Annotated in this window: 29 protein-coding genes and 1 other RNA gene; 16 read left to right on the top strand and 14 right to left on the bottom strand. The window is 52.6% G+C overall.

What is annotated here, in order from left to right:
• The 3 genes from thiL to WBJ47_RS05900 are packed head-to-tail and all read left to right on the top strand — an operon-like array spanning position 1 to position 2035.
• Positions 1-990, top strand: coding sequence for a thiamine-phosphate kinase (gene thiL / locus WBJ47_RS05910; protein ID WP_422243092.1), 990 nt, complete (start codon positions 1-3; stop codon positions 988-990).
• 1 nt (position 991) lies between these two features.
• Positions 992-1516: a phosphatidylglycerophosphatase A gene (locus tag WBJ47_RS05905; protein WP_422243091.1), complete on the top strand. Its 525-nt coding sequence runs from the start codon at positions 992-994 to the stop codon at positions 1514-1516.
• Positions 1517-1537: 21 nt separating this feature from the next.
• On the top strand, positions 1538-2035 hold the full coding sequence (locus WBJ47_RS05900) for a CinA family protein (RefSeq protein ID WP_422243090.1): 498 nt from the start codon (positions 1538-1540) through the stop codon (positions 2033-2035).
• Between the two features lie 24 nt (positions 2036-2059).
• On the opposite strand, the gene pyrF is transcribed toward WBJ47_RS05900, so the two are convergent.
• Both pyrF and WBJ47_RS05890 read right to left on the bottom strand, forming a co-directional pair.
• The gene (pyrF, locus tag WBJ47_RS05895; protein ID WP_422243089.1) at positions 2060-2875 is read right to left on the bottom strand and encodes an orotidine-5'-phosphate decarboxylase; all 816 of its coding nucleotides are present in this window, start codon (positions 2873-2875) and stop codon (positions 2060-2062) included.
• A gap of 33 nt (positions 2876-2908) precedes the next feature.
• Positions 2909-3304: a diacylglycerol kinase gene (locus WBJ47_RS05890; RefSeq protein WP_422243088.1), complete on the bottom strand. Its 396-nt coding sequence runs from the start codon at positions 3302-3304 to the stop codon at positions 2909-2911.
• 93 nt (positions 3305-3397) lie between these two features.
• On the opposite strand from WBJ47_RS05890, the gene WBJ47_RS05885 reads away from it, so the two are divergent.
• The 6 genes from WBJ47_RS05885 (at position 3398) to WBJ47_RS05860 (ending at position 9238) form a co-directional block, all read left to right on the top strand.
• Positions 3398-3772, top strand: a complete 375-nt coding sequence (locus WBJ47_RS05885; protein WP_422243087.1) for a tautomerase family protein — start codon at positions 3398-3400, stop codon at positions 3770-3772.
• A gap of 31 nt (positions 3773-3803) precedes the next feature.
• Positions 3804-4607 carry a crotonase/enoyl-CoA hydratase family protein gene (locus tag WBJ47_RS05880; RefSeq protein ID WP_422243086.1) on the top strand — a complete coding sequence of 268 codons (804 nt, stop codon included), beginning with the start codon at positions 3804-3806 and terminating at the stop codon, positions 4605-4607.
• Positions 4608-5080: 473 nt separating this feature from the next.
• On the top strand, positions 5081-5368 hold the full coding sequence (gene groES / locus WBJ47_RS05875; protein WP_028817000.1) for a co-chaperone GroES: 288 nt from the start codon (positions 5081-5083) through the stop codon (positions 5366-5368).
• A gap of 24 nt (positions 5369-5392) precedes the next feature.
• Entirely contained in the window at positions 5393-7054 is a 1662-nt protein-coding gene (gene groL / locus WBJ47_RS05870; RefSeq protein WP_422243085.1) for a chaperonin GroEL, read from the top strand.
• Between the two features lie 204 nt (positions 7055-7258).
• Positions 7259-8308, top strand: coding sequence for an Ldh family oxidoreductase (locus WBJ47_RS05865; RefSeq protein WP_422243084.1), 1050 nt, complete (start codon positions 7259-7261; stop codon positions 8306-8308).
• A 21-nt stretch (positions 8309-8329) separates the two neighbouring features.
• Positions 8330-9238 carry an EamA/RhaT family transporter gene (locus tag WBJ47_RS05860; RefSeq protein ID WP_422243083.1) on the top strand — a complete coding sequence of 303 codons (909 nt, stop codon included), beginning with the start codon at positions 8330-8332 and terminating at the stop codon, positions 9236-9238.
• Between the two features lie 99 nt (positions 9239-9337).
• On the opposite strand, the gene ybgF is transcribed toward WBJ47_RS05860, so the two are convergent.
• The 8 genes from ybgF to WBJ47_RS05820 form a co-directional block, all read right to left on the bottom strand.
• Positions 9338-10015, bottom strand: coding sequence for a tol-pal system protein YbgF (gene ybgF / locus WBJ47_RS05855; protein WP_422243082.1), 678 nt, complete (start codon positions 10013-10015; stop codon positions 9338-9340).
• 72 nt (positions 10016-10087) lie between these two features.
• A complete protein-coding gene (pal, locus tag WBJ47_RS05850; RefSeq protein WP_422243081.1) occupies positions 10088-10570 on the bottom strand; it encodes a peptidoglycan-associated lipoprotein Pal in 483 nt (160 codons plus the stop codon).
• 89 nt (positions 10571-10659) lie between these two features.
• Positions 10660-11970, bottom strand: coding sequence for a Tol-Pal system beta propeller repeat protein TolB (gene tolB / locus WBJ47_RS05845; RefSeq protein WP_422243101.1), 1311 nt, complete (start codon positions 11968-11970; stop codon positions 10660-10662).
• A gap of 37 nt (positions 11971-12007) precedes the next feature.
• Positions 12008-13081: a cell envelope integrity protein TolA gene (gene tolA, locus WBJ47_RS05840; RefSeq protein ID WP_422243080.1), complete on the bottom strand. Its 1074-nt coding sequence runs from the start codon at positions 13079-13081 to the stop codon at positions 12008-12010.
• A 42-nt stretch (positions 13082-13123) separates the two neighbouring features.
• Positions 13124-13615: a protein TolR gene (gene tolR / locus WBJ47_RS05835; RefSeq protein ID WP_422243079.1), complete on the bottom strand. Its 492-nt coding sequence runs from the start codon at positions 13613-13615 to the stop codon at positions 13124-13126.
• Entirely contained in the window at positions 13615-14295 is a 681-nt protein-coding gene (tolQ, locus tag WBJ47_RS05830) for a protein TolQ (RefSeq protein ID WP_422243078.1), read from the bottom strand. The genes tolR and tolQ overlap by 1 nt, the downstream gene beginning before the upstream one ends.
• Before the next feature lie 3 nt (positions 14296-14298).
• Positions 14299-14727 (bottom strand): tol-pal system-associated acyl-CoA thioesterase, encoded by a 429-nt coding sequence (ybgC, locus tag WBJ47_RS05825; RefSeq protein ID WP_422243077.1) that lies wholly within the window; start codon positions 14725-14727, stop codon positions 14299-14301.
• A gap of 17 nt (positions 14728-14744) precedes the next feature.
• Positions 14745-16478, bottom strand: coding sequence for a proline--tRNA ligase (locus tag WBJ47_RS05820; RefSeq protein WP_422243076.1), 1734 nt, complete (start codon positions 16476-16478; stop codon positions 14745-14747).
• 85 nt (positions 16479-16563) lie between these two features.
• On the opposite strand from WBJ47_RS05820, the gene WBJ47_RS05815 reads away from it, so the two are divergent.
• Positions 16564-17148 (top strand): RNA pyrophosphohydrolase, encoded by a 585-nt coding sequence (locus tag WBJ47_RS05815; RefSeq protein ID WP_422243075.1) that lies wholly within the window; start codon positions 16564-16566, stop codon positions 17146-17148.
• Positions 17149-17254: 106 nt separating this feature from the next.
• Here WBJ47_RS05815 and WBJ47_RS05810 read toward each other — a convergent pair whose 3' ends face one another.
• Genes WBJ47_RS05810 through WBJ47_RS05800 form a run of 3 tightly spaced genes read right to left on the bottom strand, consistent with a single transcriptional unit; the run spans position 17255 to position 20138 of the window.
• Positions 17255-18157: an NAD(P)-dependent oxidoreductase gene (locus WBJ47_RS05810; RefSeq protein ID WP_422243074.1), complete on the bottom strand. Its 903-nt coding sequence runs from the start codon at positions 18155-18157 to the stop codon at positions 17255-17257.
• Between the two features lie 3 nt (positions 18158-18160).
• Positions 18161-19660: a tripartite tricarboxylate transporter permease gene (locus tag WBJ47_RS05805; protein WP_422243073.1), complete on the bottom strand. Its 1500-nt coding sequence runs from the start codon at positions 19658-19660 to the stop codon at positions 18161-18163.
• A gap of 13 nt (positions 19661-19673) precedes the next feature.
• Entirely contained in the window at positions 19674-20138 is a 465-nt protein-coding gene (locus WBJ47_RS05800; RefSeq protein ID WP_422243100.1) for a tripartite tricarboxylate transporter TctB family protein, read from the bottom strand.
• A 411-nt stretch (positions 20139-20549) separates the two neighbouring features.
• On the opposite strand from WBJ47_RS05800, the gene WBJ47_RS05795 reads away from it, so the two are divergent.
• The 3 genes from WBJ47_RS05795 to ssrS all read left to right on the top strand — a co-directional run bounded on the left by WBJ47_RS05795 (position 20550) and on the right by ssrS (position 21469).
• Positions 20550-20933, top strand: a complete 384-nt coding sequence (locus WBJ47_RS05795) for a hypothetical protein (RefSeq protein ID WP_422243072.1) — start codon at positions 20550-20552, stop codon at positions 20931-20933.
• On the top strand, positions 20933-21259 hold the full coding sequence (locus WBJ47_RS05790) for a cell division protein ZapA (RefSeq protein ID WP_422243099.1): 327 nt from the start codon (positions 20933-20935) through the stop codon (positions 21257-21259). Before WBJ47_RS05795 ends, WBJ47_RS05790 begins: the two co-directional genes overlap by 1 nt.
• A gap of 24 nt (positions 21260-21283) precedes the next feature.
• Positions 21284-21469, top strand: a non-coding RNA gene (gene ssrS, locus WBJ47_RS05785) — 6S RNA.
• A 54-nt stretch (positions 21470-21523) separates the two neighbouring features.
• Here ssrS and lgt read toward each other — a convergent pair.
• Positions 21524-22318, bottom strand: a complete 795-nt coding sequence (gene lgt / locus WBJ47_RS05780; RefSeq protein WP_422243071.1) for a prolipoprotein diacylglyceryl transferase — start codon at positions 22316-22318, stop codon at positions 21524-21526.
• Between the two features lie 66 nt (positions 22319-22384).
• Here lgt and ilvD point away from each other — a divergent pair, with 66 nt between their 5' ends.
• The 3 genes from ilvD (at position 22385) to msrA (ending at position 25066) form a co-directional block, all read left to right on the top strand.
• The gene (gene ilvD, locus WBJ47_RS05775; RefSeq protein ID WP_422243070.1) at positions 22385-24070 is read left to right on the top strand and encodes a dihydroxy-acid dehydratase; all 1686 of its coding nucleotides are present in this window, start codon (positions 22385-22387) and stop codon (positions 24068-24070) included.
• A gap of 58 nt (positions 24071-24128) precedes the next feature.
• Positions 24129-24461 (top strand): c-type cytochrome, encoded by a 333-nt coding sequence (locus WBJ47_RS05770; protein ID WP_422243098.1) that lies wholly within the window; start codon positions 24129-24131, stop codon positions 24459-24461.
• A gap of 86 nt (positions 24462-24547) precedes the next feature.
• Entirely contained in the window at positions 24548-25066 is a 519-nt protein-coding gene (gene msrA / locus WBJ47_RS05765; RefSeq protein ID WP_422243097.1) for a peptide-methionine (S)-S-oxide reductase MsrA, read from the top strand.
• Positions 25067-25490 lie beyond the last annotated feature (424 nt).

The raw sequence follows: 25490 nt of genomic DNA, 5'->3' as shown, positions 1-25490 counted from the left end.
GTGGCGTCCGAATTCGATCTGATCTCTCGCTTTTTCAAGCGTCCGGTGCCCGCCGGAATGCTGGGCGGGGGGGACGATTGCGCCTTGTTTCGAATCACACCCGGTTTAGAGTTGGCGACCAGCAAGGATTTATTACTTGAAGGTCGCCACTTTTTTCCAGATGTTGACGCCTTTACGCTCGGGCACAAGTCCCTGGCCGTGAACCTGTCTGATTTAGCTGCCATGGGCGCTAAACCCATCGCGTGCTTATTAGGTTTAGCGTTGCCAAGTTTTGACGAGGCGTGGGTTGAGCGGTTCGCTGATGGGTTTTACGCGCTCGCGGATCAACATGGCTGCGCCCTGATTGGTGGAGACACCACACGCAGTGAACAAGGTATTGCCATTAGCGTCACTGTGTTTGGAGAGGTTGATCCTGCTCAGGCGATGCGACGAGACGCCGCTCAAGTCGGCGATGATATTTGGGTGTCGGGCCAACTCGGAGCAGCGGATGTGGCTTACCGAATTTTGGCTGGATCTTTAAAAGACCATTCAAGCCAGGGGTTATTCGGTTTGGAAGGCAGTCTGCTCGAGCAAACACGCGCCTCACTTGAGACGCCGAACCCTCGCGTATTTTTAGGTCGTCGCCTCGCAGCACACACGCATGCGGCGATTGATATTTCTGATGGCTTGTTGCAGGACTTGGGCCATATTCTTCAAGCGAGTGGCGTTGGCGCACGTATGGATGAGAGTTTGTTGCCTGTTCACCCCGCACTTGCGCAACTCTCCCAGGCAGATCGGCGGCGTGCCGTGTTAGCAGGCGGGGATGTGTATGAGTTGTGTCTCACTGCAGCCGTTGATCAGCGTGATCATTTTGAGCGCATTGGGCTTGAGGCGGGTGTGCCTTTGACTCGAGTTGGCCAAATCACCGCCGGTACGGAGCTGTTTGTGTATGACGATGCCGGTCAGTTGATTCAACCCCTGCCGCAAGGCTTCGACCATTTCCGGAAATAATATGACAGGTGTTTCGACCCGGCATCGCACCACATGGCCAACGCTGCGTTGGGTGTTCTCCGACCCAGCTCGAATCCTGATGTTCGGGTTTGGCTCAGGCTTGATTCGCCCTGGCTCCGGGACGTGGGGGACCTTATTGGCGTGGTTTCTTTGGGTCTTTGTTTCCCCAGGTGTCAACAACCTGACAATGGGACTTTTTCTGTTCGTGTGTTTGATATACGGTTGCTGGGCGGCCCATCGTGTCAGTCAGGCCATGGGTGTTCAAGATCATGTTGGCATTGTCTGGGATGAGTTCGTAGCCTTTTGGCTCGTATTGTGGCTGGTGCCCGGATCACTTCTCGCGCAGACGATCGCCTTTGTCCTCTTTAGGATTTTCGATACAGTCAAACCACCACCCATCCGCCAAGTCGATGCGCGTTTCAAGGGGGGCATCGGAGTGATGGTCGATGATTTGTTGGCTGCCGTATACACGCTGATCGTGATGGCGCTGCTTGTGCGCTTTGGCCCTGCGATGTATTTCTCCTAACGTCAAACTATTGAGAAAATTATGCAAAATGATGCGCGTGCACGAGCCGCTCAATTAGGTCAGTTACTGCTCGCGCGTCAGGGCTGGCTGGCAACCGCTGAGTCCTGTACGGGCGGATTGTTGTCTGGAGCCGTGACGGCAGTGCCGGGCTCAAGCGGCTGGTTTGATCAAGGTTGGGTCACGTATAGCAATATGGCAAAACATGCCCAACTCGGTGTGGCACGCGAAACTCTGGATGAATTTGGTGCAGTCAGTGAAGAGGTTGCCCGTCAAATGGCAGCAGGTGTGCTGGCGATGGCACCACGCGCCACGCTGGCATTAACCACGACAGGCATCGCTGGTCCTGGGGGCGGCACGGCGAATAAGCCGGTTGGTTTGGTGTGGTTTGGTTTTGCGCAGCGCGCACCCTCTGGTGTGATTGTGCACGCGACCTCACAGATTTTCAAAGGGGACCGCGATGCCGTACGAGAAGCCTCGGTTGCCTTTTCCCTGCAGTTTGCCTGTAATTTGCTGCCCTAGATCGTCTCGGGCTCAGGCCACATCCTAGCGATGTGCGTTGATATCGTCGCGTGTTTGCTTGGCAACCGCTGCGGCCGCCTCAGTCCAATGACCGGGTCCTGTTGCGTACAAAATAGCCCGTGACGAGTTGATCATCATGCCGGTTCCGTTGGCATTGCAACCTGCTGCGCAGGTTGCCGCGATGTCTCCGCCTTGCGCGCCAATGCCTGGTACCAATAATGGAACACTGTCACCCACCGCGCGGCGAACGGAGGCCAATTCGTTAGGAAATGTGGCACCGACCACCAGGCCGCACTGACCCGTGGAATTCCATTTGTTCGCCACGAGGTCAGCGACCCGCAAATAAAGCGGAATGCCATCGGTCTCCAGGAACTGCAAATCTGAGCCGCCAGGATTTGAGGTGCGGCACAACACGATGACGCCGCGGTCTTCCCACTCCAGATAGGGCTGCACAGAGTCGCCGCCAAGATATGGACTGACTGTCACAGCATCTGCACCATACCGACCAAAGACCTCTTTTGCGTATTGAGTCGCGGTCGCACCGATATCGCCACGTTTGGCGTCCATCATGATGGGTAAGTGAGGATATTTTTCACGCATGTATGCGCATAAATCCTCGAGCTGTCCTTCTGCACGTGCCGCTGCAAAATAAGCAATCTGGGGTTTGAATCCACAAACATAGGGCGCTGTGGCATCTACGATTTGTTTGCAAAACTGAAAAATCGCATCGGGTTTTCCAGAAAGCTCTTGAGGCAGGCGAGGGAGGTCAGGATCGAGACCCACCATGAGGAGTGAGTTTGAGCTTGCCCAGGCGGCGTCCAGTTTTTTAATGAATGACATGTTTAGCTGACATATTTTTTTGCGTAGACTGAATTAGAGCATGGGATGCCAGTGATTGAGTATGACCACGACCCAAAGTCCTGCAGCAAGGAGCAAACTAAGGAGTACCGCAGCACTTCCAAGGTCTTTGGCGCGCCCAATGAATGGGTTCTCCTCTAGAGAAATGGCGTCAGCGACTGCCTCGATTGCTGAGTTGAGTAGTTCAACCACCAGCACAAATACGAGAGAGGCAATCAGAGCAAGAATCTGCGCGCCTGTCTGACCCACCCAGAACGCGATGGGGGTCAAAATCAGCGCGAGAAGGAGTTCTTGTCTGAAAGCTGCTTCATCGCGCACTGCGGCTCTCAAACCCCGAAAGGAGTAGCGCGCAGCGTTTATCACACGGCTGAAACCGCCTTTGCTTTTGAAAGGAGAAGGATGTGAAGACACAATAGTGATCTTGGTTTATAAACATGAGGATCAATACAACTAAATCTGGCCCAAGCCAGTCACCTCAAACCACTTCAGAAAAGATAGCACACAATGCCAATTATCAATATTCAGATTATGCAGGGACACAGCGCTGAACAAAAAACGGCTTTGCTGAAAAACATGACGCAAGCTGTTGTAGACAGCATTGCTGCACCTTTGCCCTCCATACGCGTCGTGATTCTTGAAACCCCTCGTGAAAACGTCATCGTGGGCGGCGAGTTGGGGCAAGATATGGCGCTCGCGACTGTGGGATTGATTTCAGGGCGTACCGAGGAGCTCAAGGCAGCGTTGGTTGCGGCACTCGCGAATGCAGTGGAAAAAAGTATTGGTTTATCCACTCAGCATGTGCGCACAATCATTTTGGATACCCCGACGACCGATATGGGCGTAGCGGGTGGTCGCACAGCGAAAGCAGCAGGGCGTTAGTTCATTATTTTTACTCGGAACACTACACAACATGACTTCACCTCTCTCTTACGAGCAAGATGACCTCGGCGTCGTCACGCTGACACTCAACCATCCAGAGACGCGCAACGCTTTAACCGGGACTGGCATTGTTGAGGCCATGCTCGAAGCGTGTCATCGCATCGAGCACGATCCCAGCGTGCGGGCGGTCATCATTACGGCGAACGGGCCCATTTTTTCATCTGGCGGAAAAATTGACGAAATGGAGCGTCAGATTGGCTCTGGTTTCGGTAGCGAGGTCTTGCGTCAGGAGTATCGGCAGGGCATCCAACGTTTACCTTTAGCGATTCATCAGATTGAGGTGCCGACGATTGCGGCGGTCAACGGCCCAGCGATTGGTGCGGGCTGTGATCTTGCATGTATGTGCGACTTGCGGATTGCGTCGGAGCACGCGACGTTTGCCGAGAGTTTCGTCAAGGTCGGTATCGTGGCGGGTGATGGCGGTGCCTGGTTTTTGCCGCGTGTGATTGGGATGGCGCGAGCGGCTGAGATGTCGTTTACTGGCGAAGCCATTGATGCGAAAACGGCTCTAGATTGGGGCATGGTGTCGCGTGTGGTGCCGGCTGAGGAGCTGTTGTCGACTGCGCAAACGCTGGCGCGCAAAATGGCGGTCAATTCTCCACCTGCGGTGCGGATGACCAAGCGTTTGTTGCGTGAGGGGCAAACGTCTTCGCTGGCTAATTTGCTGGAATTGTCGGCGGCGTATCAGGCGATTGTCCACAAAACGGCTGAGCACGCCAAAATCGTCGGCGACTTTATGGCAGCCAAGGCGGCTCGTCGGGCTGCGCGCAAGTAATTTTTTCGACAACCTCGTTACAGGCAAGTGGAGCGCTTGAAGTTTTGCCCAGCAAAACTCAACACTCTGATTGCCGCAGCGCAAATCTCGGATAGATTTGTTTTAGCGGGTCTCAACTTGTTCCGGAAACCTGGGGCGTTTAATGTTGCTGAGCAACATATAAAGCGCCCCATTTTCCTGCAAACTGAGGAAACTTCCCAATGAGGAAACCTCACGAATGAGGGGGCGGCCTGGTTGCAGGCAAGTGGAGCGCTTGAAGTTTTGCCCAGCAAAACTCAACGCTCCGATTGCCGCGGAAGCGCCCGAACACCAGGAGCCTAAGTATTTCACAGCCTTAAATTCCTCAAATTCACACCCAGTGCACTTGAAATCCCCAAAACAACCCCTATAATTAGCACTCAACTGCAACGAGTGCTAACAATCCTCCCGCAGTCTTTCTAACAACCCATATTTGTATCTAACAGGAGTTCTACATGGCCCTGCGTCCCCTGCACGATCGCGTGATCGTCAAACGCCTGGACAACGAGCGCAAAACTGCCTCGGGCATCGTCATCCCTGAAAGCGCCGCTGAAAAGCCCGATCAAGGTGAAGTGCTAGCTGTTGGTCCCGGCAAACAAACTGAAGACGGCAAAGTCCTGAAAATGGACGTCAAAGTTGGCGATAAAGTGTTGTTCGGCAAGTATGCCGGTCAGACAGTCAAAGTCGACGGCGAAGAAGTCCTCGTCATCCGTGAGGAAGAAATCCTCGCGGTTGTCCAGTAAACAGAACACAAGAAGGAAAGATAAATGGCTGCCAAGCAAGTTTTATTCGGCGATGACGCACGCGTCCGTATCGTCCGTGGCGTAAATATTCTCGCCAATGCAGTGAAAACAACACTCGGCCCAAAGGGTCGTAACGTTGTGCTCGAGCGCTCTTTCGGCGCCCCAACCGTCACGAAAGACGGCGTGTCGGTTGCGAAAGAAATCGAACTCAAAGACAAATTTGAAAACATCGGCGCACAGCTGGTCAAGGAAGTTGCTTCCAAGACCTCCGACAACGCTGGTGACGGTACAACTACAGCTACTGTGCTGGCTCAGTCGATCGTTGTTGAAGGCCTCAAGTACGTGGCTGCCGGCATCAATCCAATGGACCTGAAGCGCGGTATCGACAAAGCTGTGATCGCTGCAGTGGCTGAGCTCAAAAAGCTCTCCAAGCCATGCACCACAACCAAAGAAATCGCCCAAGTCGGTTCGATCTCGGCAAACAGCGACTTCTCAATCGGCCAGATCATTGCTGACGCAATGGACAAAGTCGGTAAAGAAGGTGTCATCACTGTCGAAGACGGCAAGTCACTCGAAAACGAGCTCGACGTCGTCGAAGGTATGCAGTTTGACCGTGGCTATTTGTCACCTTACTTCATCAACAACCCTGAAAAGCAAGTGTCAGCGTTGGACGATCCTTATGTTCTGATTTACGACAAGAAAGTCAGCAACATTCGTGACCTGCTGCCCGTGTTGGAGCAAGTTGCCAAGTCCAGCCGTCCTTTGTTGATCGTGGCTGAAGACGTCGAAGGCGAGGCTTTGGCCACGCTGGTCGTCAACAACATCCGCGGCATTCTCAAGACCACCGCCGTCAAGGCACCTGGTTTTGGTGATCGTCGTAAAGCGATGCTCGAAGACATCGCCATCCTCACCGGTGGTACTGTCATTTCCGAAGAAACAGGTATGTCGCTTGAGAAAGCAACATTGGCTGAACTCGGTCAAGCAAAGCGTATCGAAGTCGGCAAAGAAAACACCACAATAATCGACGGTCATGGCGATGCCAAGTCGATCGAAGCACGCGTCAAGCAGATCCGTGTCCAGATCGAAGAAGCATCTTCCGACTACGATCGTGAAAAACTGCAAGAGCGCGTGGCCAAGTTGGCCGGTGGTGTTGCTGTGATTCGCGTCGGTGCATCAACCGAAGTCGAAATGAAAGAAAAGAAGGCACGTGTCGAAGACGCACTGCACGCAACACGCGCAGCGGTCGAAGAAGGCATCGTTCCTGGCGGTGGCGTTGCATTGATCCGCACACGCGCTGTTGTGGCCAAAGTTAAAGGCGACAACGCTGATCAAGACGCTGGTATCAAGCTTGTCTTGCGTGCCATCGAAGAGCCATTGCGCACGATCGTGGCAAACGCTGGCGACGAGCCAAGCGTTGTGGTCAACAACGTTGCGAACGGCACAGGTAACTACGGCTTTAACGCCGCCACCGGCGAGTACGGTGACCTGGTCGAGCAAGGCGTGTTGGATCCAACCAAAGTCACACGTACAGCTCTGCAAAACGCAGCCTCCGTTGCCAGCTTGTTGCTGACAACAGAAGCCGCAGTTTGCGAACTCGCCGAAGACAAGCCAGCTGGCGGCGGTATGCCAGGTGGTGATATGGGCGGAATGGGCGGTATGGGCGGAATGGGCGGTATGGGCTTCTAAGTCCACATCGTTATCCTCGAGATACGTCTCGGGGGTCGCTTTAAAAACCCTCGGAGAAATCCGAGGGTTTTTTATTGGCTGCTTGATCTTGGCGCGAGGTGACGGCGGAAGAACTGCGGCTGACATGACGGCAGCCTCGCTCCCGAGTATGCTTGCGCAGATGAGTAAAAAGCCTAAAAAATGATCTTAAAGGGAGTGTTGGGAATGAGTGAAAGCGGGCAAGTACGGACAGTCTGGACAGAGGATGAGCTCACCGCATTGGCAGTGCGTGCATTTCAAGGCCTCGGTCTGACAAAAACAGATGCTGCAGACGTTGTCCGTGTATTGGTCTTGGCGGATCTTTTTGGTTTGAGTACCCATGGTCTTTCACGTGTGGAATCTTATGGTGACCGTTTAATGGTCCAAGGCATTCGCGCGCAGCCAAACATTCAGGTTCAATCCCCCGCGCCAGCACTCAGGCTGGTCGACGGCGATAACGGTGTCGGTCCTCTCGTGGGTATGCATGCGTTGAGAGCCGCGATGGACGCGGCGGGTCAATTCGGTATCGGGATGGCCTTCGCCCGCGGCAGTAACCACTTCGGACCCATTTCCCCTTATTCGTTGATTGCAGCGCAGGAAGGTTTTGCCAGCATCATCGGCAGTAACGCGACGACAACGATTGCACCGTGGGGAGGAAGTGATGCCCGCTTGGGGAATAGTCCCTTGGGCTTTGGCGTGCCGAACCCTGGCGGTCAGCCCTTTTTGCTCGACATGGCAATGAGTGTGGTGGCCCGTGCCAAAATCCGTAATGCGTTCAAACGCGGCGAGACCATTCCTGACACGTGGGCAACCGATGACAAGGGTCGGGCAACGACTGATCCCAAAGCCGCGCTAGATGGCTTTCTGCAGCCGATTGGCGGGCATAAGGGTTATGGACTCGCACTCATGGTGGATATGTTTGCAGGACTGTTGTCTAACGCGGCCTACCTGACGCACGTCAAATCCTGGGTCGATGCACCGGATGAGCCGCAAAATCTGGGGCACTTTTTTATTTTGATCAACACCAAAGTGCTTGGTTCGCCTCAATGGCTCACGGATCGTATGATGGATTTTGCGTCGATCTTGCATGACAGTCCCCCAGCAGTCGAGGGTCGTTCAGTCATCATGCCAGGCGAAATTGAATTGAAAAAAATGGCGCAACAGCAGGAGGCGGGGATCACGTTGGATCCAGCGGTCGTCAAGCTCTTGCAAGAGCACGCAGCCAAGGCTTCGTAAAAAATATCAGAGGAGACATTTGTGCACGAATGGACTTGGTTATGGATACCTGCAACGATTTTTGCAGCAGCGGCTCAGGCGGGTCGTAATGCGATTCAGAGAAGTTTGACGGAGCAACTCGGCACTTTGGGTGCGACTCAGGTACGTTTTTTGTATGGTTTTCCATTTGCCGTTTTATTCACCACGATTGCTCTGATGGTGACCGGCTCAGTCATGCCCAAAATGGACTTGAGTTTCGTGTTGTTTGTCTTGGCAGGTGCCTTGTCACAAATCGCGGCAACGGCACTAATGCTCGCTGCGATGCGACAGCGGGCGTTCGTTGTGGTCACTGCTTGGACAAAAACGGAACCTGTTCAAGTCGCACTTTTTGGTCTGGTGGTGTTGGGTGATCGAATCTCTATCCTAGCAATGGTGGCGATCATCATTGCCACGGTAGGTGTGACAGTCATGGCACGCAAGCCGGGCACAACAGCGCCAGGAGAGTCTTCATGGAGGCCTGCTGCGCTGGGCTTGCTGGCGGGGGCATTTTTTGCGATTGCCGCAGTGACCTTTAGGGGTGGCATTCTTGCTTTGGGTGAAGCGCATTTCTTTGTTCGTGCCTCGTGGACGTTAACCTGCGGTTTGGGCCTGCAGACTATTTTGCTTGCAGCGTGGATGATGAGTTTTCATCGGGAGGCCTGGATAAAATGCCTCAAGGCTTGGCGTATTTCGATTTGGGGTGGTTTGCTAGGTGCTTCCGCCTCGCAAGGCTGGTTCTTGGGTTTTGCGCTTACCGCTGCGGCGAATGTTCGTACTTTGGGCTTGGTTGAGGTTTTATTCGCGCAGTTATTGTCGTGGCGCGTCTTCCTTAGCAAGAGCTCCAAGCAAGAAAGCTTTGGCATTCTGTTGATTGTGGTCGGCGTAGCTTGCTTGCTACTTTCGACTGGTTAAAAAGAATGGCTCCGAATATGCGTCAATTAGACGCTCGGAGCCATCCTTTTATAGAGGCCACAGAGCTGAGTCTCTATTGCCTCACTCTCTCAGGAAACTTTACTGCAACAAAGGCAAGCGCTTGGCTGCAGTGTCAGCAGCGGGTGTTCCTTTGTATTCCTTGACAATACGCTGCAAGGTTGCTTTGGCGCCAGGTCGATTGTTGAGTTCGATTTGGCAGCTCGCCACCATCAACAGTGCATCTGCTGCACGTGGCTCGGTTGGGAACTTTTGCACCATGGCTTGCAAGGTCGTAATCGCACCTTTAAAGTCCTTCATCGCATAACGACTGCTGCCAAGATAAAACTGTGCAGTAGGTGCCAAGGCGCTATCAGGATAAAGCGTGAGAAAGGCAGTCAAGTTTTGGATCGTTTCTTTGTATTGAGCTTTGCGGAAGCTTTCAATCGACTGATCAAACGCAGCCTGTTCGCGCGGATCTTGGGACCGAGGGTCTGCACCTCTTGCACCACTGCCGCCTGAACTAGCCGGACGGCCGAGCTGTTCGATGTCACCGCGTAAACGGACAATTTCTTGTCCAAGCATTTCGATCTGATCGGAAAGCTGAATGCGCGCACGCTGATTGGCTTCGTTCATCGTTTTGACTTGCTGACGCAGCTCGAGAATGGCTTTGCGCGCTTCGTCGTCCGTAAATGCCAAGGTCGACTGGCTGAGCAATGCTCCACCGATCAAGACGAGGCATGAGCTGGCGGCACGCCAGGAAAGAGTCTTGTTACGCATAAAAATTTCCTCTCTTTTAAACAACAAAGCGGCCAGAGGCCGCCTTGTCACAGACCAATCTACCGGGTCAGTTTAGCGCTTGTAGTTGAAATCCGCACGGCGGTTTTCTGCGTAGTCAGCATCAGTGTTACCGAGTGCCTTGGGCTTTTCTTTACCGAAGCTGATGGTTTCAACTTGCGTGTCGGGAACGCCAATCAAGGTCAGCTGGCGACGGACGGCTTCGGCACGACGCTGGCCCAGGGCCAAGTTGTACTCGGAACCGCCACGTGCATCAGTATTGCCTTCGATGACAACGCGCTGCTGTGGTGCGCTGACAAGATATTTGCCATGTGTGTCAACCAGTGCGCGGTATTGCTCGCCCACTGCATAGCTGTTGAAGTCAAAATAGACCGAACGCTGTTTAGCCAAAATGCTTTGTGGGTTGAATGGATCCAGAATGCCAGAGCCGTCTGCGCCACCTTTGCCAGCTTGGTCATCCAGTGAAACGGAGCTACATGCAGCCAGTCCGGCGGCAAGTGCTGCAATGGTCACAACTTTAGCAATACGCGATCTCATGATGTCTACCTTAATAAGAATTTCAAATAACAACTTGTCTAAATTAAAAACCAAAACTCATTTTAAAAACATCTATCTGTAGATAGAAACTACTTGTTCGTAAACGGACCCCAGGTGGGTTCGCGAATTTCACCGTTCAGGACAGACAGAGTCTGACGAACGCGACCATCGCTAGACACACCCGCCAGTACGCTTTTGCCACCTTGGACCGCGGCATAAAGCACTTGCATACCGTTCGGTGCAAAACTAGGTGACTGGTCATCTCTGCCTTGAGTCAACAAGGATTCAGCACCGTTGGTTAAGTTCAGTGACGCGACTCGGTAGGATCCATCCCTGCGAGTGACAGTCAACAGAGTCTTGCCATCCGGAGAAACCCTTGGTGAGATATTGTAACTGCCATTGAAGGTTACGCGGCGTGGTTCGCCACCATCTAGACCCACTTGGTAAATCTGGGGGCTGCCACTACGGTCGCTGGTGAAGTAAATGGAGCGGCCATCCGGGCTAAACGTAGGCTCCGTATCAATCAACGGCGAGCGGGTGACGCGACGCAGGTTACCACCATCGTTGGCATTCACTAAGTAAATCTGAGAAAGTCCGTCTCGCGTCAATACAACGGCCAAAGTATTGCCGTCGGGGGACCAAGCGGGCGCTGAGTTGTTACCTTTGTAGTTGGCAACAGGAAAGCGTTTGCTGGTTGAAAGCTGATGCACATAGACAACTGGCTTGCCTGACTCGAAGCTCACATATGCCAGGCGCGAACCATCTGGGGACCAAGCAGGCGAGATAATGGGTTCGCCAGAGCGCAAGGCCACCTGAGGATTCTGTCCGTCAGCGTCCGCAATTTGCAGCTCATAAGTCTTGCCGCGTTTCAGGACGTAGGCGATACGTGTTGAAAAAACACCTCTGATGCCTGTAATTTTTTCATAAATACGATCAGCGATTTGGTGGGACATGCGACGCAATTCTTTGTCGCTACCGACAATCGTGATCTCGTCCAAGGAGCCGCGTTTCACGGTATCGCCGAGACGATACTTAATCTCGTAGCGTCCATCTCCAGCGCGTGTCACTGTGCCATATGCGATGAAGTCAGCGCCGCGTGTGCGCCACTCATCATAAGCAATCGGCGTGGCATAGGTCAGGTTGGTACCCGAAGTGCTAATCAGGCGGAATTGACCAGAGCGGGTCAGATCGGCACGAATGATCTCTGCGACTTGCGCACCTGCGCTGTCACCGCTGAAGTCGGCGATGGCAACTGGATATTGCTGAGCACCTGTTCCAGAAATATCGACGCGTAATTGGGCATTCGCAACAAAACCTAGGCCAAGTAGCGCGGACAGCACCAGCATCTTGAGCCAAGATCTCAGCGAATAAAAAATCGAAAAAGAATGTGGGCGGATCATATGCTGTGGATCACTTTTCATGGTTACAGAACTCCTGTCAATCGTACATATTGTAGTTGACGTCAATGTATCCGGGGTACTTGCCAGACGGCGGGGTCGGGAAAGGTGAGCAACGCCGGATTCCTGTCTCAACCGCGCGATCAAAGTTAGGATTTCCAGAGCTGCGGGTCAACTTGACTGACGCAATGGTGCCATCGGGCCGGAGGTCAACACGATATTGAGCAGCAGGATTGGCATTACCTCTTGGCGGAGATGGAAAGGCAACGCCGGGTTGCACACAAGCACGAACTTTGGCGCCATAACCGTCATTACTGCCGCCTCCGGCTTGATTCCGGTCTGCCGTGCCGCCTGGAATGCCAGCGGCACCCATCGCATCATTACGGAATGCGTCTTTGAGCGCTTTGTCCGCAGCAGCTTTTTTGGCCGCGTCGGCTTTGGCCTTTTTGTCTGCCTCTTCCTTGGCTTTCTTGTCCGCCGCTTCTTTAGCTTTCTTGGCCTCTTCTTCTTTCTTTTTCTTTTCTGCAGCCGCTTTTTTCTCAGCTTCCTGCTTTTCTTGTTTCTCGCGCTCGACACGCTCAGCTTTTTTGCGCTCTTGCTCGAGGCGGTCGCGTTCTTTCTTTTCGGCTTGTTCGCGCTCGTGTTTGATCCGTTGCTGCTCTTTCGCAGCATCTTCCTTGGCTTTTTTCTCTGCAGCCTCTTTTTCAAGCTGGGCGCGTTCAAGCTCTGCGCGCTTTTTGCGCTCTTCTTCCAACGCGATCTCTGGGTCGATCACAGGCTTTGGCTCAGGCGCTGCTTTAGCTTCCGGCGGTGGCGGAGGTGGTGGTGGAGGGGGCGGTGGCTCAGGAGTGGGCTCTGGTTTGGGCTCAGGCTCAGGCTTTGGTTCGGGTTTGGGTTCGCTGCGACTCGGTGGGGGATTGATCGGTGTCGTTCCGTCCATCCAGAGCTCAACCTGCAGAGGACCTTCAGCTTCTGTTTTCCAATTGAGCCCCACCACTAAAAACAACACCAATATGCCATGTGCGAGCATCGCCAAGCCAAAGGCGCGCCAATCGGTCGCTTGTTTGGGAGGCAGGCTTGGGCCGCGCGGAGTTGAGTCGTTGTGTGGCGTCATAGCGGGTGCAGCATGCGTTGCGCGCGTGTGCGTGTGACCTCTTTATTTTTTAGGGGTGTTTGTTTTATTTGCAGCGCCTTTGGGCGAAGCATTTGGTGTCGCAGTGTCACCCTTTTGATCGACCAGCAGGCCAAGCTTGGTGACACCGTTTTTGCGCAAGTCATCCATCACTTTCATGACAGTTTCGTAGGGAACCTTACCGTCTGCAGCAATGACGACAGGTTGGTCGGGCTTGAGCTCAGCGAGTATGGTCTGTGCCAACGCGCTGCGCTCAACGGCGATGTTGGTGGCGCCCGCCTCGCGCTTGCGCCACGAGATCTTACCGTCCTCAGTAATCTGTACTTCGATCGGCGTGGCGGGAATGTTCGCAGCCTGTCCGACAGAGGGCAGTTCGACTACGCCTGGAGTAATCAACGGTGCTGTTACCATAAAAATGATCAGCAACACGAGCATCACGTCGATATAGGGTACGACGTTGATCTCATTTTTCAGGCGTCGACCCGAGCGCCCGGAGCTTGAGCGGACCGAAGACATTAGCGCACCTGCCGCTGCAGAATATTCAAGAATTCGTCGACAAAAGTTTCAAAGCGAATCGACAGGCGATCAATATCGTGCGTGTAACGGTTGTAAGCCACCACAGCAGGGATCGCAGCAAACAAACCAATAGCTGTTGCGATCAGTGCTTCGGCAATGCCTGGCGCGACTGAAGCCAGCGTGGCTTGCTGGACATTGGCCAGACCCACAAAAGCATGCATGATGCCCCAAACAGTGCCTAGCAAGCCGATGTAGGGGCTCACCGAGCCGGCGGACGCCAGAAAGTTTAAATGCGACTCCAACTCATCGAGCTCGCGCTGAAACGCTGCACGCATGGCCCGGCGAGCGCCGTCCATCGTGGCATTGACGTCCGCGGTGTTGCCGCTGCGCCGTGCTTTGAGAAACTCAGTCATACCCGAGTCAAAAATACGCGCCAGCGCACCTTGTTCGGCTCGACGTGTTGAAATGGATTGATGAAGAAGTGCGAGATCACCGCCCGACCAGAAGTCGTCTTCGAAGCGTCTGGTTTGAATCAAGGACTTTTTGATGGTTGCGCGTTTCGCAAAAATGAAAGTCCAAGAGACAACGGAAATGCCAACGAGTAACAGCATGATGAACTGTACTGGCAAGCTGGCATCCAGCACCAGCGAGAGCATCGACATATCTTGGGTGGTTTGCATCACTTATTCCTGAGTAATTGCGGCTAATTTAATACGTACGGATTCTGGGATTGCAGCGACCCGCATATTAACGGTTTCTACACAACAGACTTGGATATTACTTTGAGCAATCAGTTCCCCATTTCGACTAACAGACTGTGCAAAGTGTAACGAAGCTCGCCCCATTCGGGTGACTTCGCTTTCAATCTGCAACAAATCATCGAGACGAGCGGGTGAAATGTAGCGCACATCGACACGCACCACCATAAAGCCACGCTGTTCTGATGCGGCCAGGGCGGATTGGTTGACGCCTAACGCGCGCAACCACTCAGTTCTGCCGCGCTCCATATATTTGAGGTAGTTGGCATAAAAAACCACACCACCCATGTCCGTGTCTTCGTAATAGACACGGACATTCATCTGGTGTTTAAACGGCGGGTGTTCGATTGGCATGTGTATCTGGGGCGTAATCAAGCGGACTCGAGCAATACAAGTGCCTGCGCCACGCAGTCAGCGAGCGGCACACGTGCGGCCTCTGTTTGTTTGCGTCCGAGCAGCTCGACGACACCATCATTGAGTCCACGCTCGCCAACCGTAATGCGTACAGGTGGGCCAATGAGCTCCCATTCTGCAAACATGATGCCAGGACGCTGATCGCGGTCATCCAAAATGACGTCAATGCCGCGGCTCTTGAGTTCAAGGTAGAGTTTTTCGCTTGCCTGTCGGACGGCTTCGCTCTTGCCCCAGCCGACTGCGCAGATTGCGACCTCAAAAGGCGCAATGGCTCTTGGCCACACGATCCCTTTCGCATCGTGATTTTGTTCGATGGCAGCGCCCACAATACGCGTGACCCCGATGCCGTAACAACCCATTTCCATCAGGGCAGGTTTACCGTTTTCATCTAGAAAAGTGGCTTTGAGGGCTTCGGAATATTTTGTGCCCAGGTAAAAGACGTGACCGACTTCGATGCCACGTTGAATGGCCAGTGTGCCTTGACCGTCTGGTGCGCGGTCACCCTCCACCACATTGCGCAAATCTGTCACCAGGCTGGGCTCAGGCAGGTCTCGCACCCAGTTGACGCCTGTCAGATGTGCGCCTTCTTGATTGGCGCCGCAGATAAAGTCGTGCATCTTTGCGACGGTTAAATCAGCGACGACATGAACGGGTAATCGCGTCGCGACGGGACCTAGGTAGCCAGGTTTGCAACCAAAATGCTCAATAATTTCAGCTTCTGTGGCGAAGCGATATCCTTTATCCAGCCCAGGCACTTTACCGACTTTGATTTCGTTGAGCTCATGGTCACCACGAATGAGGAGTAACCAGACGGTTGCCGGTTTGCCTTCTTGCTCAGTCGCCAACACGATTGATTTGACGGTTTGGCTTAGTGGCACCTTGAGCATCTCGGCGACGAGCTCACATTTCGTCGCTTCAGGTGTGGCAACCGTTTGCATGGGAGTGCCTGCTGCAGCACGTTCAGTCAGCAGGCAAGGTGCGGGCGCCAGCTCAATGTTGGCGGCATAGTCAGATTGAGGGTCATAGACAATCAAGTCTTCGCCAATGTCTGCGATCACCTGAAACTCATGGCTCTGTGAACCACCAATCGAGCCAGTATCTGCCGCAACCGCACGGAAAGTCAGTCCTAGACGGGCAAAGATCCGCATGTAGGCATCAAACATGACCTGATAGCTTTTTTGTGCACCGGCGACATCACGATCAAAGGAATACGCATCTTTCATGGTGAACTCGCGTCCACGCATCACACCAAAGCGTGGGCGACGTTCATCACGAAATTTTGTCTGAATATGATAAAAGTTGACGGGCAAGTGGCGCCAGCTTTGAATTTCGTTGCGCGCAATGTCAGTAATCACTTCTTCCGATGTTGGCTGCAAAACAAAATCACGACCGTGACGGTCTTTCATCCGCAGGAGTTCAGGACCGTATTGTTCCCAACGGCCCGATTCCATCCAGAGCTCAGCCGGCTGCACGACGGGCATCAAGAGCTCGAGCGCGCCGGCCGCGTCCATCTCTTCACGGATGATGTGTTCGACTTTACGAATCACACGCAAACCGAGTGGCATGTAGTTGTAAATCCCACCCGCCAGTTTACGGATCATGCCGGAGCGCATCATCAGTTGATGGCTGGCGATCTCGGCGTCGTTAGGGGCTTCTTTGAGAGTGCTGATGTGATAGGCAGATGCGCGCATTGTTTGCTAAAAAATTTATTAGGGCAAATTGCCCAACAGGTACGTATAATTAAATGCAATTGTATTGAATTCGCTGGGAGTGGCCATGCTTGATCGCGAAGGCTACCGTCCTAATGTCGGAATCATCCTCGTTAATCAAAAAAATGAGGTCTTTTGGGGTAAGCGTATCAGGGAACATGCTTGGCAGTTCCCCCAAGGTGGTATTAAACACGGCGAAAGCCCGGTTCAAGCCATGTTTCGCGAGCTTCACGAAGAGGTCGGTCTCAAACCCGATCATGTCCGCATTTTAGGACGCACAAGAGAGTGGTTGCGTTACGACGTGCCGGATACCTTTATCCGTCGGGAGTCGCGCGGGCATTACAGAGGGCAAAAACAAATTTGGTTTTTGCTGCGTATGCTTGGGCGCGACATAGACGTCAAGCTCAGAGCGACACAGCACCCTGAGTTTGATGCGTGGCGCTGGAGTCATTATTGGGTGTCACTCGAAGCTGTGATTGACTTTAAGCGCGACGTCTACACGCAGGCACTCAACGAACTATCGCCCTTGATTTTTAAACGCGGCCAAGACTCTCGCCATGAATCAGTATCTGGGGTTGAGTCTGCACCTCTTGATGCTGAAACACTCGTCTCCAATCCTCCAGAGATCACGTTTAAGAGCTCCGCTTTATAGGCGCATACGCTTGATATGCGTATGCCTCAGTTAAACGAGAATTCAGGCCGAAAAAAAATGACGCTTAAATTTTAAGCGTCATTTACATCACAAAACTAAGTGATACTTATTTTAGTCGCTTGATCAAGCTGGAAGTATCCCAGCGTGAACCACCCATCTGCTGAACATCGGCGTAAAACTGATCGACTAATGCCGTCACGGGGACACGTGCACCGTTTCGGCGGGCCTCATCCAGTACCAGACTCAGATCCTTACGCATCCAGTCTACGGCAAAGCCAAACTCGAACTGATCGTCCACCATGGTGTTGCCACGATTTTCCATCTGCCAGCTTTGGGCTGCGCCTTTATTGATGACATCAAGGACTTGTTTCATGTCCAAGCCTGCAGCCTGACCAAAGGCAATGCCCTCGGACAAGCCTTGAACGACTCCAGCGATACAAATCTGATTGACCATCTTGGCCAGTTGGCCTGCACCAACAGGGCCTACCAGGGTCACCGCACGGGCCATGGCAGCGATGACATCGCGAACATGCGCGAAGTCAGCCGCATCACCACCGCACATGACGGTCAGCATGCCATTGACGGCACCCGCTTGACCACCCGAGACGGGCGCATCGATGAATTTGAGCGATTTGCTCTGCGCAATGGCATGCATCTCGCGAGCAACAGAGGCGGATGCTGTCGTATGGTCGACATACGTGGCACCCGCTTGCATCCCCGCAAATGCGCCTTGATCACCCAGCACCACACTACGCAAGTCGTCGTCGTTTCCAACGCAAGAAAAAACGATCTCCGCGCCGCTCGCGGCTTCACGAGGCGTCGCGCAAGCACGGCCGCCAAACTCGTTGACCCAGGCTTGCGCCTTTTGAGCATTGCGGTTGTAGACCGTCACCTGATGACCAGCCTTTGCCAGATGACCTGCCATCGGCAGACCCATCACCCCCAAGCCCAAAAATGCGACTTGACGGGGGGCAGAGGTTTCGTAGGTTTTGCTGTTGATCGATGCCACGGATTAGGTTTCCTCGAAGATTTCGCGCTTCTTTTTCAAAGAAGGCAGAGAAATAATCAATACGAGCAGTGCAGCGACACCCAGCAATGATGCAGACAGTGGACGCTCAAGGAAGGTCATGAAGTTACCGCGCGACAGGAGCAGGGCGCGACGGAAGTTTTCTTCCATCAGTGGTCCCAGCACCAAGCCCAGCAACAAAGGTGCGCCTTCGCACTTGAGTTTAGACCACACATATCCAATGATGCCAAACAACGCAGTGATTAAGATGTCAAAGATGTTGTAGTTCAGTGAATACACGCCGATCGTGCAGAACAACAGAATCGCTGGGTAAAGGACACGATAAGGAACCGTCAGGAGTTTGATCCAGATGCCAATCAGAGGCAGGTTCAACACCACCAACATCAGGTTACCAATCCACATGGAGGCAATCAGACCCCAGAACAGTTCTGGGTGGCTCGTCATCACCTGAGGACCAGGCTGGATGTTGTGAATGGTCATCGCACCGACCATCAGCGCCATCACAGCGTTACCTGGGATACCCAGTGTCAACAGAGGAATAAACGAGGTCTGTGCACCAGCGTTGTTAGCCGATTCAGGACCTGCCAAACCAGCAGGGTGGCCTTTACCAAAGCGCTCTGGGTTTTTGGAAAGTTTCTTTTCGATGGTGTAAGAAGCAAATGACGACAGCACTGCACCGCCACCAGGCAAAATACCCAACACTGAACCCACAGCTGTGCCACGAATGACTGCAGGCCATGATTCCTGAAACTCTTTCTTGTTTGGATAAAGCGAACCGATTTTTGCATCGACTTCAACGCGGTTTTCTTTTTGCTCAAGGTTGGTCATGATTTCGGTGAAACCGAACACGCCCATTGCCACGATCGCAAAGCCCACGCCGTCCTGGAGTTCGGGGATGCCGAAGTCAAAGCGGGCGACACCAGAGTTAACGTCTGTGCCAACCATGCCCAGCAAAAGGCCAAGCAAAATCATCGCAATCGCTTTGATCAGGGAGCCAGAGGCCAACACCACAGCACCCACCAAACCCAAAACCATCAGCGAGAAATACTCTGCGGGGCCGAATTTGAACGCCAACTCAGCGAGCGGAGGTGCAAATGCAGCGATCAGCAGGGTGGCCACGCTACCGGCGAAGAACGATCCCAGCGCAGCAATTGCCAGTGCTGCACCCGCTCGACCATTTTTGGCCATGGCGTGTCCATCGAGCACTGTCACCACCGCAGAGGTTTCACCTGGAAGGTTCACCAAAATCGCGGTGGTTGAGCCACCGTATTGTGTGCCGTAATAGATACCAGCCAACATAATCAAGCCAGCAATCGGAGGCAAGACGTAGGTGATTGGCAGCAACATAGCGATGGTTGGCACAGGACCGAGGCCAGGCAAAACGCCCACCAAGGTGCCCAGCAAACAGCCCAAGAATGCATACGCGAGGTTTTCGGGAGTAAACGCCACCCCAAAACCAATCATCAAATTATTGAGTAAGTCCATGAATCAGTGCTCCTTAGTTCATGCCGAGAAATGCGGGCCAAATCGGGAACACCAACTTGAGACCAACAACGAAAGCCAAATAGCAGAGGACTGTGAGGAAAATTGCGTTCGCAATCGTCACTTTCCAATTGTTATCGTGCGCGGCGGCTGCGCTAATTAAGACCAAGACCAGCATGGAAATAATCAGACCTGCAGGCTGGAGCAAGTAGGCAAACACAACCACTGCTCCGGTAATGATGGCCACACTCTTGAAGTCGAATTTAGAAATTTCAGTTGTTTGGGCTTTTTTAGCGAAAGAGGAAACCAAAATAATGGCTCCAAGAATCGCCATAATGACACCGAGCCAGAAAGGAAAATATCCAGGCCCCATTCGCGCTGCGGTCCCCATCGAATATTCGGTGGATTTCCAGGCGAACGCTGAGCCGAGGACGATAAACATCACCCCTGACCAAAAGTTCTGTTTGTTTTTAAGCTGCATGGTGTCGAGCTCCTTGACTGCGCTGCTAATCATTTGTTTTGTTGAAACGGGTGGCGCAAAAATAGCGCCTCACAGACTAAATGACCCCTTGAATGTATTTTCAGACAAGAGGTCACCACGGACTGCATGGTAATTGAGAGTGAGACCAAAGCAAACTCAAAAAGAGCGAAATATTGATGGGGTTTTCCCTAGAAAAAGGGTAAAACCTAGGCCCACATGGCGTAAATTTTCAAAGCAATCTCCGATTTGAGGAGAGTCCCTAAGGTTTTGTATGTTTTTGAGAGTTGCTAACATGCGAAGCTGAACGCAGGCTGACATTTTTTGTAATGGTTAAAAAAAATTAACGGTTGTTTATCGCACGAGTAAGTCACGAACCATTTTGGTTGTCTATTTTTGCTTTACGATATCGGTATGCTTGAAGATCTCGATCACCTATCTACACGTTTGGCGAAATTACTCGCCTACACTCAGCAACTATTCGCTGAGCAAACCGCTTTGCAGGCTCGCCTCGTGCAGGCTGAGGCTGAGCGCGATGCCGCTCGGGCGCAACTTGCCCAAGAGGGGACGCAGACGCAAGTGCTGAGCCGTCAGGCGCAGACTGCAGCCTCTGAGCGCGATGTTTTACAAGGATCCCTGGACTTGTTCAAACAGGAGCACCACACGCTGCAGGCGCAGCTCTCTGCACGTGATAAAGAGGTTTCAGCTTTACGAGACGTGACCGCGCAGGCGCGCCAACGTATTGATGCTGTGCTGGAACGTTTACCTGGTGCGACACAGACCGAGGAGCAGCAATGATGGAGCGCGTCGATATTTCTATCTTAGGGCGCGACTATTCTCTTGCCTGCCCACCAGAGGAAAAGCAGGCTTTATCCGCTGCTGCCCAGCACGTCAGCCAGCTTGCTGGTCGTATTCAAGGAACTGGAAAAGTTTCTGGTAACGAGCGCATTGCTGTGATGGCCGCTATTCAGATCGCAGTCGAGCTTTTGTCTGTCCGTGCACCTGATGGTCCGCTAGGCGGCTTGGCGGTTGGTGACTTCAAGCGTAGAATTGACGACATGAATGCAATGCTTGATGAAGCTTTGGCGACGGTTGCACCGAATCGACCGACTAAACCGCGCTAAATGAGTCTTTTTCAAGTTAAAAGTTTGTCCCTGCTGTGTTCGTGACTAGGTCATATATTCTCAGAACCAATGCTTTTGGCATATTCAGGTCGCAGGATAGCTCGATGGGAATGCTCGTCTCTAGTCAGATGCGCTCGAAATCAAGCAGAACGTGGCCAACTTGAACCTTAGGTTCGAGATGCCGGCCTAAACGGCATAAGCGGGGCATTTATTGAAAAAGCCTGCCAATCATTTGGCAGGCTTTTTTCTTTTTTGACGGGCTAGTTACTTTTGCTGAGACGGTGACTGTTTGGCCGCCCAAATAAAGAGCGCAGCACCAAATACAACCATCGGCAGTGACAGCCACTGTCCCATTGAAAGTCCCGCTGCGAGTAAACCCAGAAAATTATCTGGTTCGCGGGCAAACTCCGCGACAAAGCGGAAAAAGCCATACCCCATCAGAAAAACAGCTGTCACTTGACCCAGCGGGCGTGATTTGTTGGCAAACCACCAAACCAGAATAAACAATGCGAGTCCCTCTAAGCCAAGCTGATAAAGCTGAGAGGGGTGCCTGGCGACTCCGTCGCCACTTTGAGGAAACACCATGGCCCAAGGCAAGTTGCTCGCTCTGCCCCAGAGTTCGCCATTGATAAAGTTGCCGAGCCGACCAGTCGCCAAGCCCAAAGGGATGAGGGGTGCGACAAAATCGGTCACCATCAGAAAGCGATAGCCTCGATGTCGCGCAAGCCACAACATCATGAGAGTGACGCCAATCAAGCCCCCATGAAAAGACATCCCACCTTCCCAGAGGTAAAAAATCTCTAGGGGGTGCGCCAAATAATAGGCGGGCTTGTAAAACAACACATAACCCAGCCTGCCGCCCGCCACCACGGCCAAGACACCATAAAAAATGATGTCTTCAAGGTCGCGCATGGTCAGTGTGGTTTTATGATGTTTGATTCTCCAGCGACCCAGCAGCCAAGCTGAGCCAAAAGCTGTTAAATACATTAATCCATACCAATGGATGGCGACTGGCCCCAGACGTATGGCAATTGGGTCAAAATTAGGAAATTGCAGCATCACAAGCTACCAAGCAAAAGATGTCCGATAATAACCGTTGCAAACTTCACTAACAGGTGTTTATTCATGGCAAACAACGACCGCTCCAAAAATATTACCGAAGGCGTGACACGCGCTCCTAACCGTTCAATGTATTACGGCATGGGCTACAAAGAATCAGATTTTGCCAATCCGATGATTGGTGTGGCAAACGGTCACTCCACTATCACGCCTTGCAACAGCGGCTTGCAACCCTTGGTTGACGCTGCGATTGTGGCGATTCGCGAAGCCAAGGCCAACCCACAGGTATTTGGTACTCCGACGATTTCCGACGGTATGTCGATGGGTACAGAGGGCATGAAATTTTCCCTGGTCTCGCGTGAAGTGATTGCGGACTGTATCGAGACGGCTGTCATGGGGCAGTGGATGGATGGCGTGGTCGTGGTGGGTGGCTGCGATAAAAATATGCCAGGAGGCATGATTGGTATCGCGCGCACGAACGTACCCGGTATTTATGTTTACGGCGGCACAATCAAGCCGGGCTCGCATAAAGGCCGTGATTTGAACATCGTCTCGGTCTTTGAGGCCGTGGGCGAATTCACGATGGGTCGCATGAGCACAGAGGATTTCAAGGCCATCGAGCAAAAAGCGATCCCGGGCTCGGGCTCTTGTGGCGGCATGTACACCGCTAATACGATGAGCTCCACGTTCGAAGCCATGGGTATGGCACTTCCCTACTCAAGCACCTTGGCAAACGAAGACGGCGAAGCGATCACGATGGCGGCAGAGGCTGCACGTGTGTTGGTCGATGCTGTGCGTCACGGGCGCAAGCCGCGCGACATCATCACCCGTAAATCGATCGAAAACGCTGTCTCAGTCATTATGGCGATTGGTGGTTCGACCAATGCGGTGCTCCACTTTTTGGCGATTGCGCACGCTGCTGAAGTGCCGTGGACAATTGACGACTTTGAAATTGTCCGTAAGCGTGTGCCCGTTCTCTGTGACTTGAAGCCGTCCGGACAGTTTTTGACCGTGGACTTGCACCGCGCGGGTGGCATTCCTCAGGTCATGAAAATTTTGCTCAACGCCGGATTGCTGCATGGCGATTGCATGACCATCAGTGGCAAGACGATTGCCGAAGTGCTGAAAGACATTCCTGATCAACCGCCTGCTGGTCAGAGCGTGATTCGTACTATTCCTGAGGCCATGTACGCTCAAGGTCATTTGGCGATCTTAAAAGGCAACCTCTCTCCAGAGGGTTGCGTGGCAAAAATCACGGGCCTAAAAAACCCCGTCATCACAGGGCCTGCCCGTGTCTTTGACTCTGAGGATGATGCAATGGCCGCCATCATGGCGCGCAAGATTCAACATGGCGATGTTGTCGTGATTCGCTATGAGGGCCCCAAAGGTGGTCCCGGTATGCGTGAAATGTTGGCTCCGACCTCTGCTTTAGTGGGGCAGGGCTTGGGCGAGACGGTTGGCTTGATCACAGATGGCCGCTTTTCGGGTGGAACGTGGGGCATGGTGGTGGGGCACGTTGCTCCTGAGGCCTATGTGGGTGGTTTGATTGGTTTGGTCGAAGAGGGTGATTCCATCACCATTGACGCTCATACTCAATTATTGCAGCTCAACGTTGCGGATGCCGAAATCGAAAAGCGTCGCAAGCTTTGGAAGCAACCAGCACCCCGCTACACACGCGGTGTATTAGCAAAGTTTGGCAAGTTGGCTAGCACAGCGAGTCGTGGGGCTGTCACCGATGCCTTTGACGAGTAAGTTTTTTAATCTGGCAGTTTGGATGGGCGCGGCTAAAGGCGTTTGTTTGGCCGTCGCTCTGACACTTGCCGGAAGTGTGGCCGCTCAGACACTCGCTTCTGCGAGTGATGCTGAGCGTTCAGCTCAGGCATTGTCACACGCAGAGGGGTTGGCGCTTGCTAAGGCGCGGGCTTGTCTGGGATGCCACCAAGTCGATAGCAAAAGAGTGGGGCCTGCTTTTCAGGCGATTGCCCAGCGATACGCAGATCGGAATGATGCTGCTCTCTATATGGTTCAGGTTATCCGAAAGGGTGGACGTGGACAATGGGGGGCGGTACCGATGCCCGGTCAGGCTGTCAGCGAGCAAGATGCTCAAAAGTTGGCGAATTGGATCATCTCCCTAAGGAAATAAGCGTGAGCAACTCATCATTAACGCATTCGGAGCGAAAGCCTTCCTCATCTTTAGCGGATCAGGGCGGTGAATGGTCAACGGCAGTTTTGGGCGGCGGATGCTTTTGGTGCACCGAAGCAGTATTTAAAGCGCTAAAAGGTGTACATGCTGCGCAGTCTGGTTATTGTGGCGGGGATGTAGATCATCCTACCTATGAGCAAGTGTGCGGAAAGCAGACTGGGCACATAGAAGTGATCAAGATTGACTTTGATCCAGCTCAAATTGGATTCAAAGAGTTATTAGAGGTGTTTTTCGCCACACATGACCCGACAACTCCTGGAAGACAAGGAAATGATGTGGGTCCACAGTATCAATCCGTAATTTTCTTTCAAAACAAAGAGCAGCTAACGATTTCACAAGATTTTATAGCTGAGCTTGAGTCTAGTGAAAGGTTCGCCAGCCCAGTATGTACAGAAATAAGATCTGCAGAAACTTTTTGGCCTGCGGAGCTTTACCACGCAGATTATTTTGCGCTACATCCAGAGCAGGGTTATTGCCAAATGGTGATTGCTCCAAAGGTTTCGAAGTTTAAAAAGCAGTTTTATGACAAATTAAGTCATTCCTAAGAAAAAAAAATGGGTTTTACGTATATTTCCGCTGGCTCTATTTGACACACTTAAAAAACACGTGCATAATCTCGTTTCTCTGCTGCACAAACAGCAGAAAAAGAGAAGTAAGTAGTTAACAGGATGTGCGGAGATAATGCCAAATTTGGCAAAGTTAACCCCAAGATACTGAAAATTACGAGCAGTTAGTGATTTGCCAAAGCGAAAAACTTACTGTACAATCTCTACTTCGTTCTTTAAAAATTTGACAACCGATAAGTGTGGGCGCTTGGAATGAGTGTCGCAGGTCACTGTGCCGTAACAGGTTCAGTGATTGCAAACGAAATCAAGTGCTCACAAAGAAGTTTGGAAATGAATATTAAGTGTAAAAGCTTGATATAAATAACCTCACTTCCTTTGAGCAGCGACGTATAACCGGCCTGGG

Source organism: Zwartia sp., from assembly GCF_049655405.1.
Classification (GTDB): Bacteria; Pseudomonadota; Gammaproteobacteria; order Burkholderiales; family Burkholderiaceae_B; genus Zwartia.
Note: the sequence above shows the minus strand (reverse complement) of the source record. Positions and strands in the feature narration are given on the sequence as shown.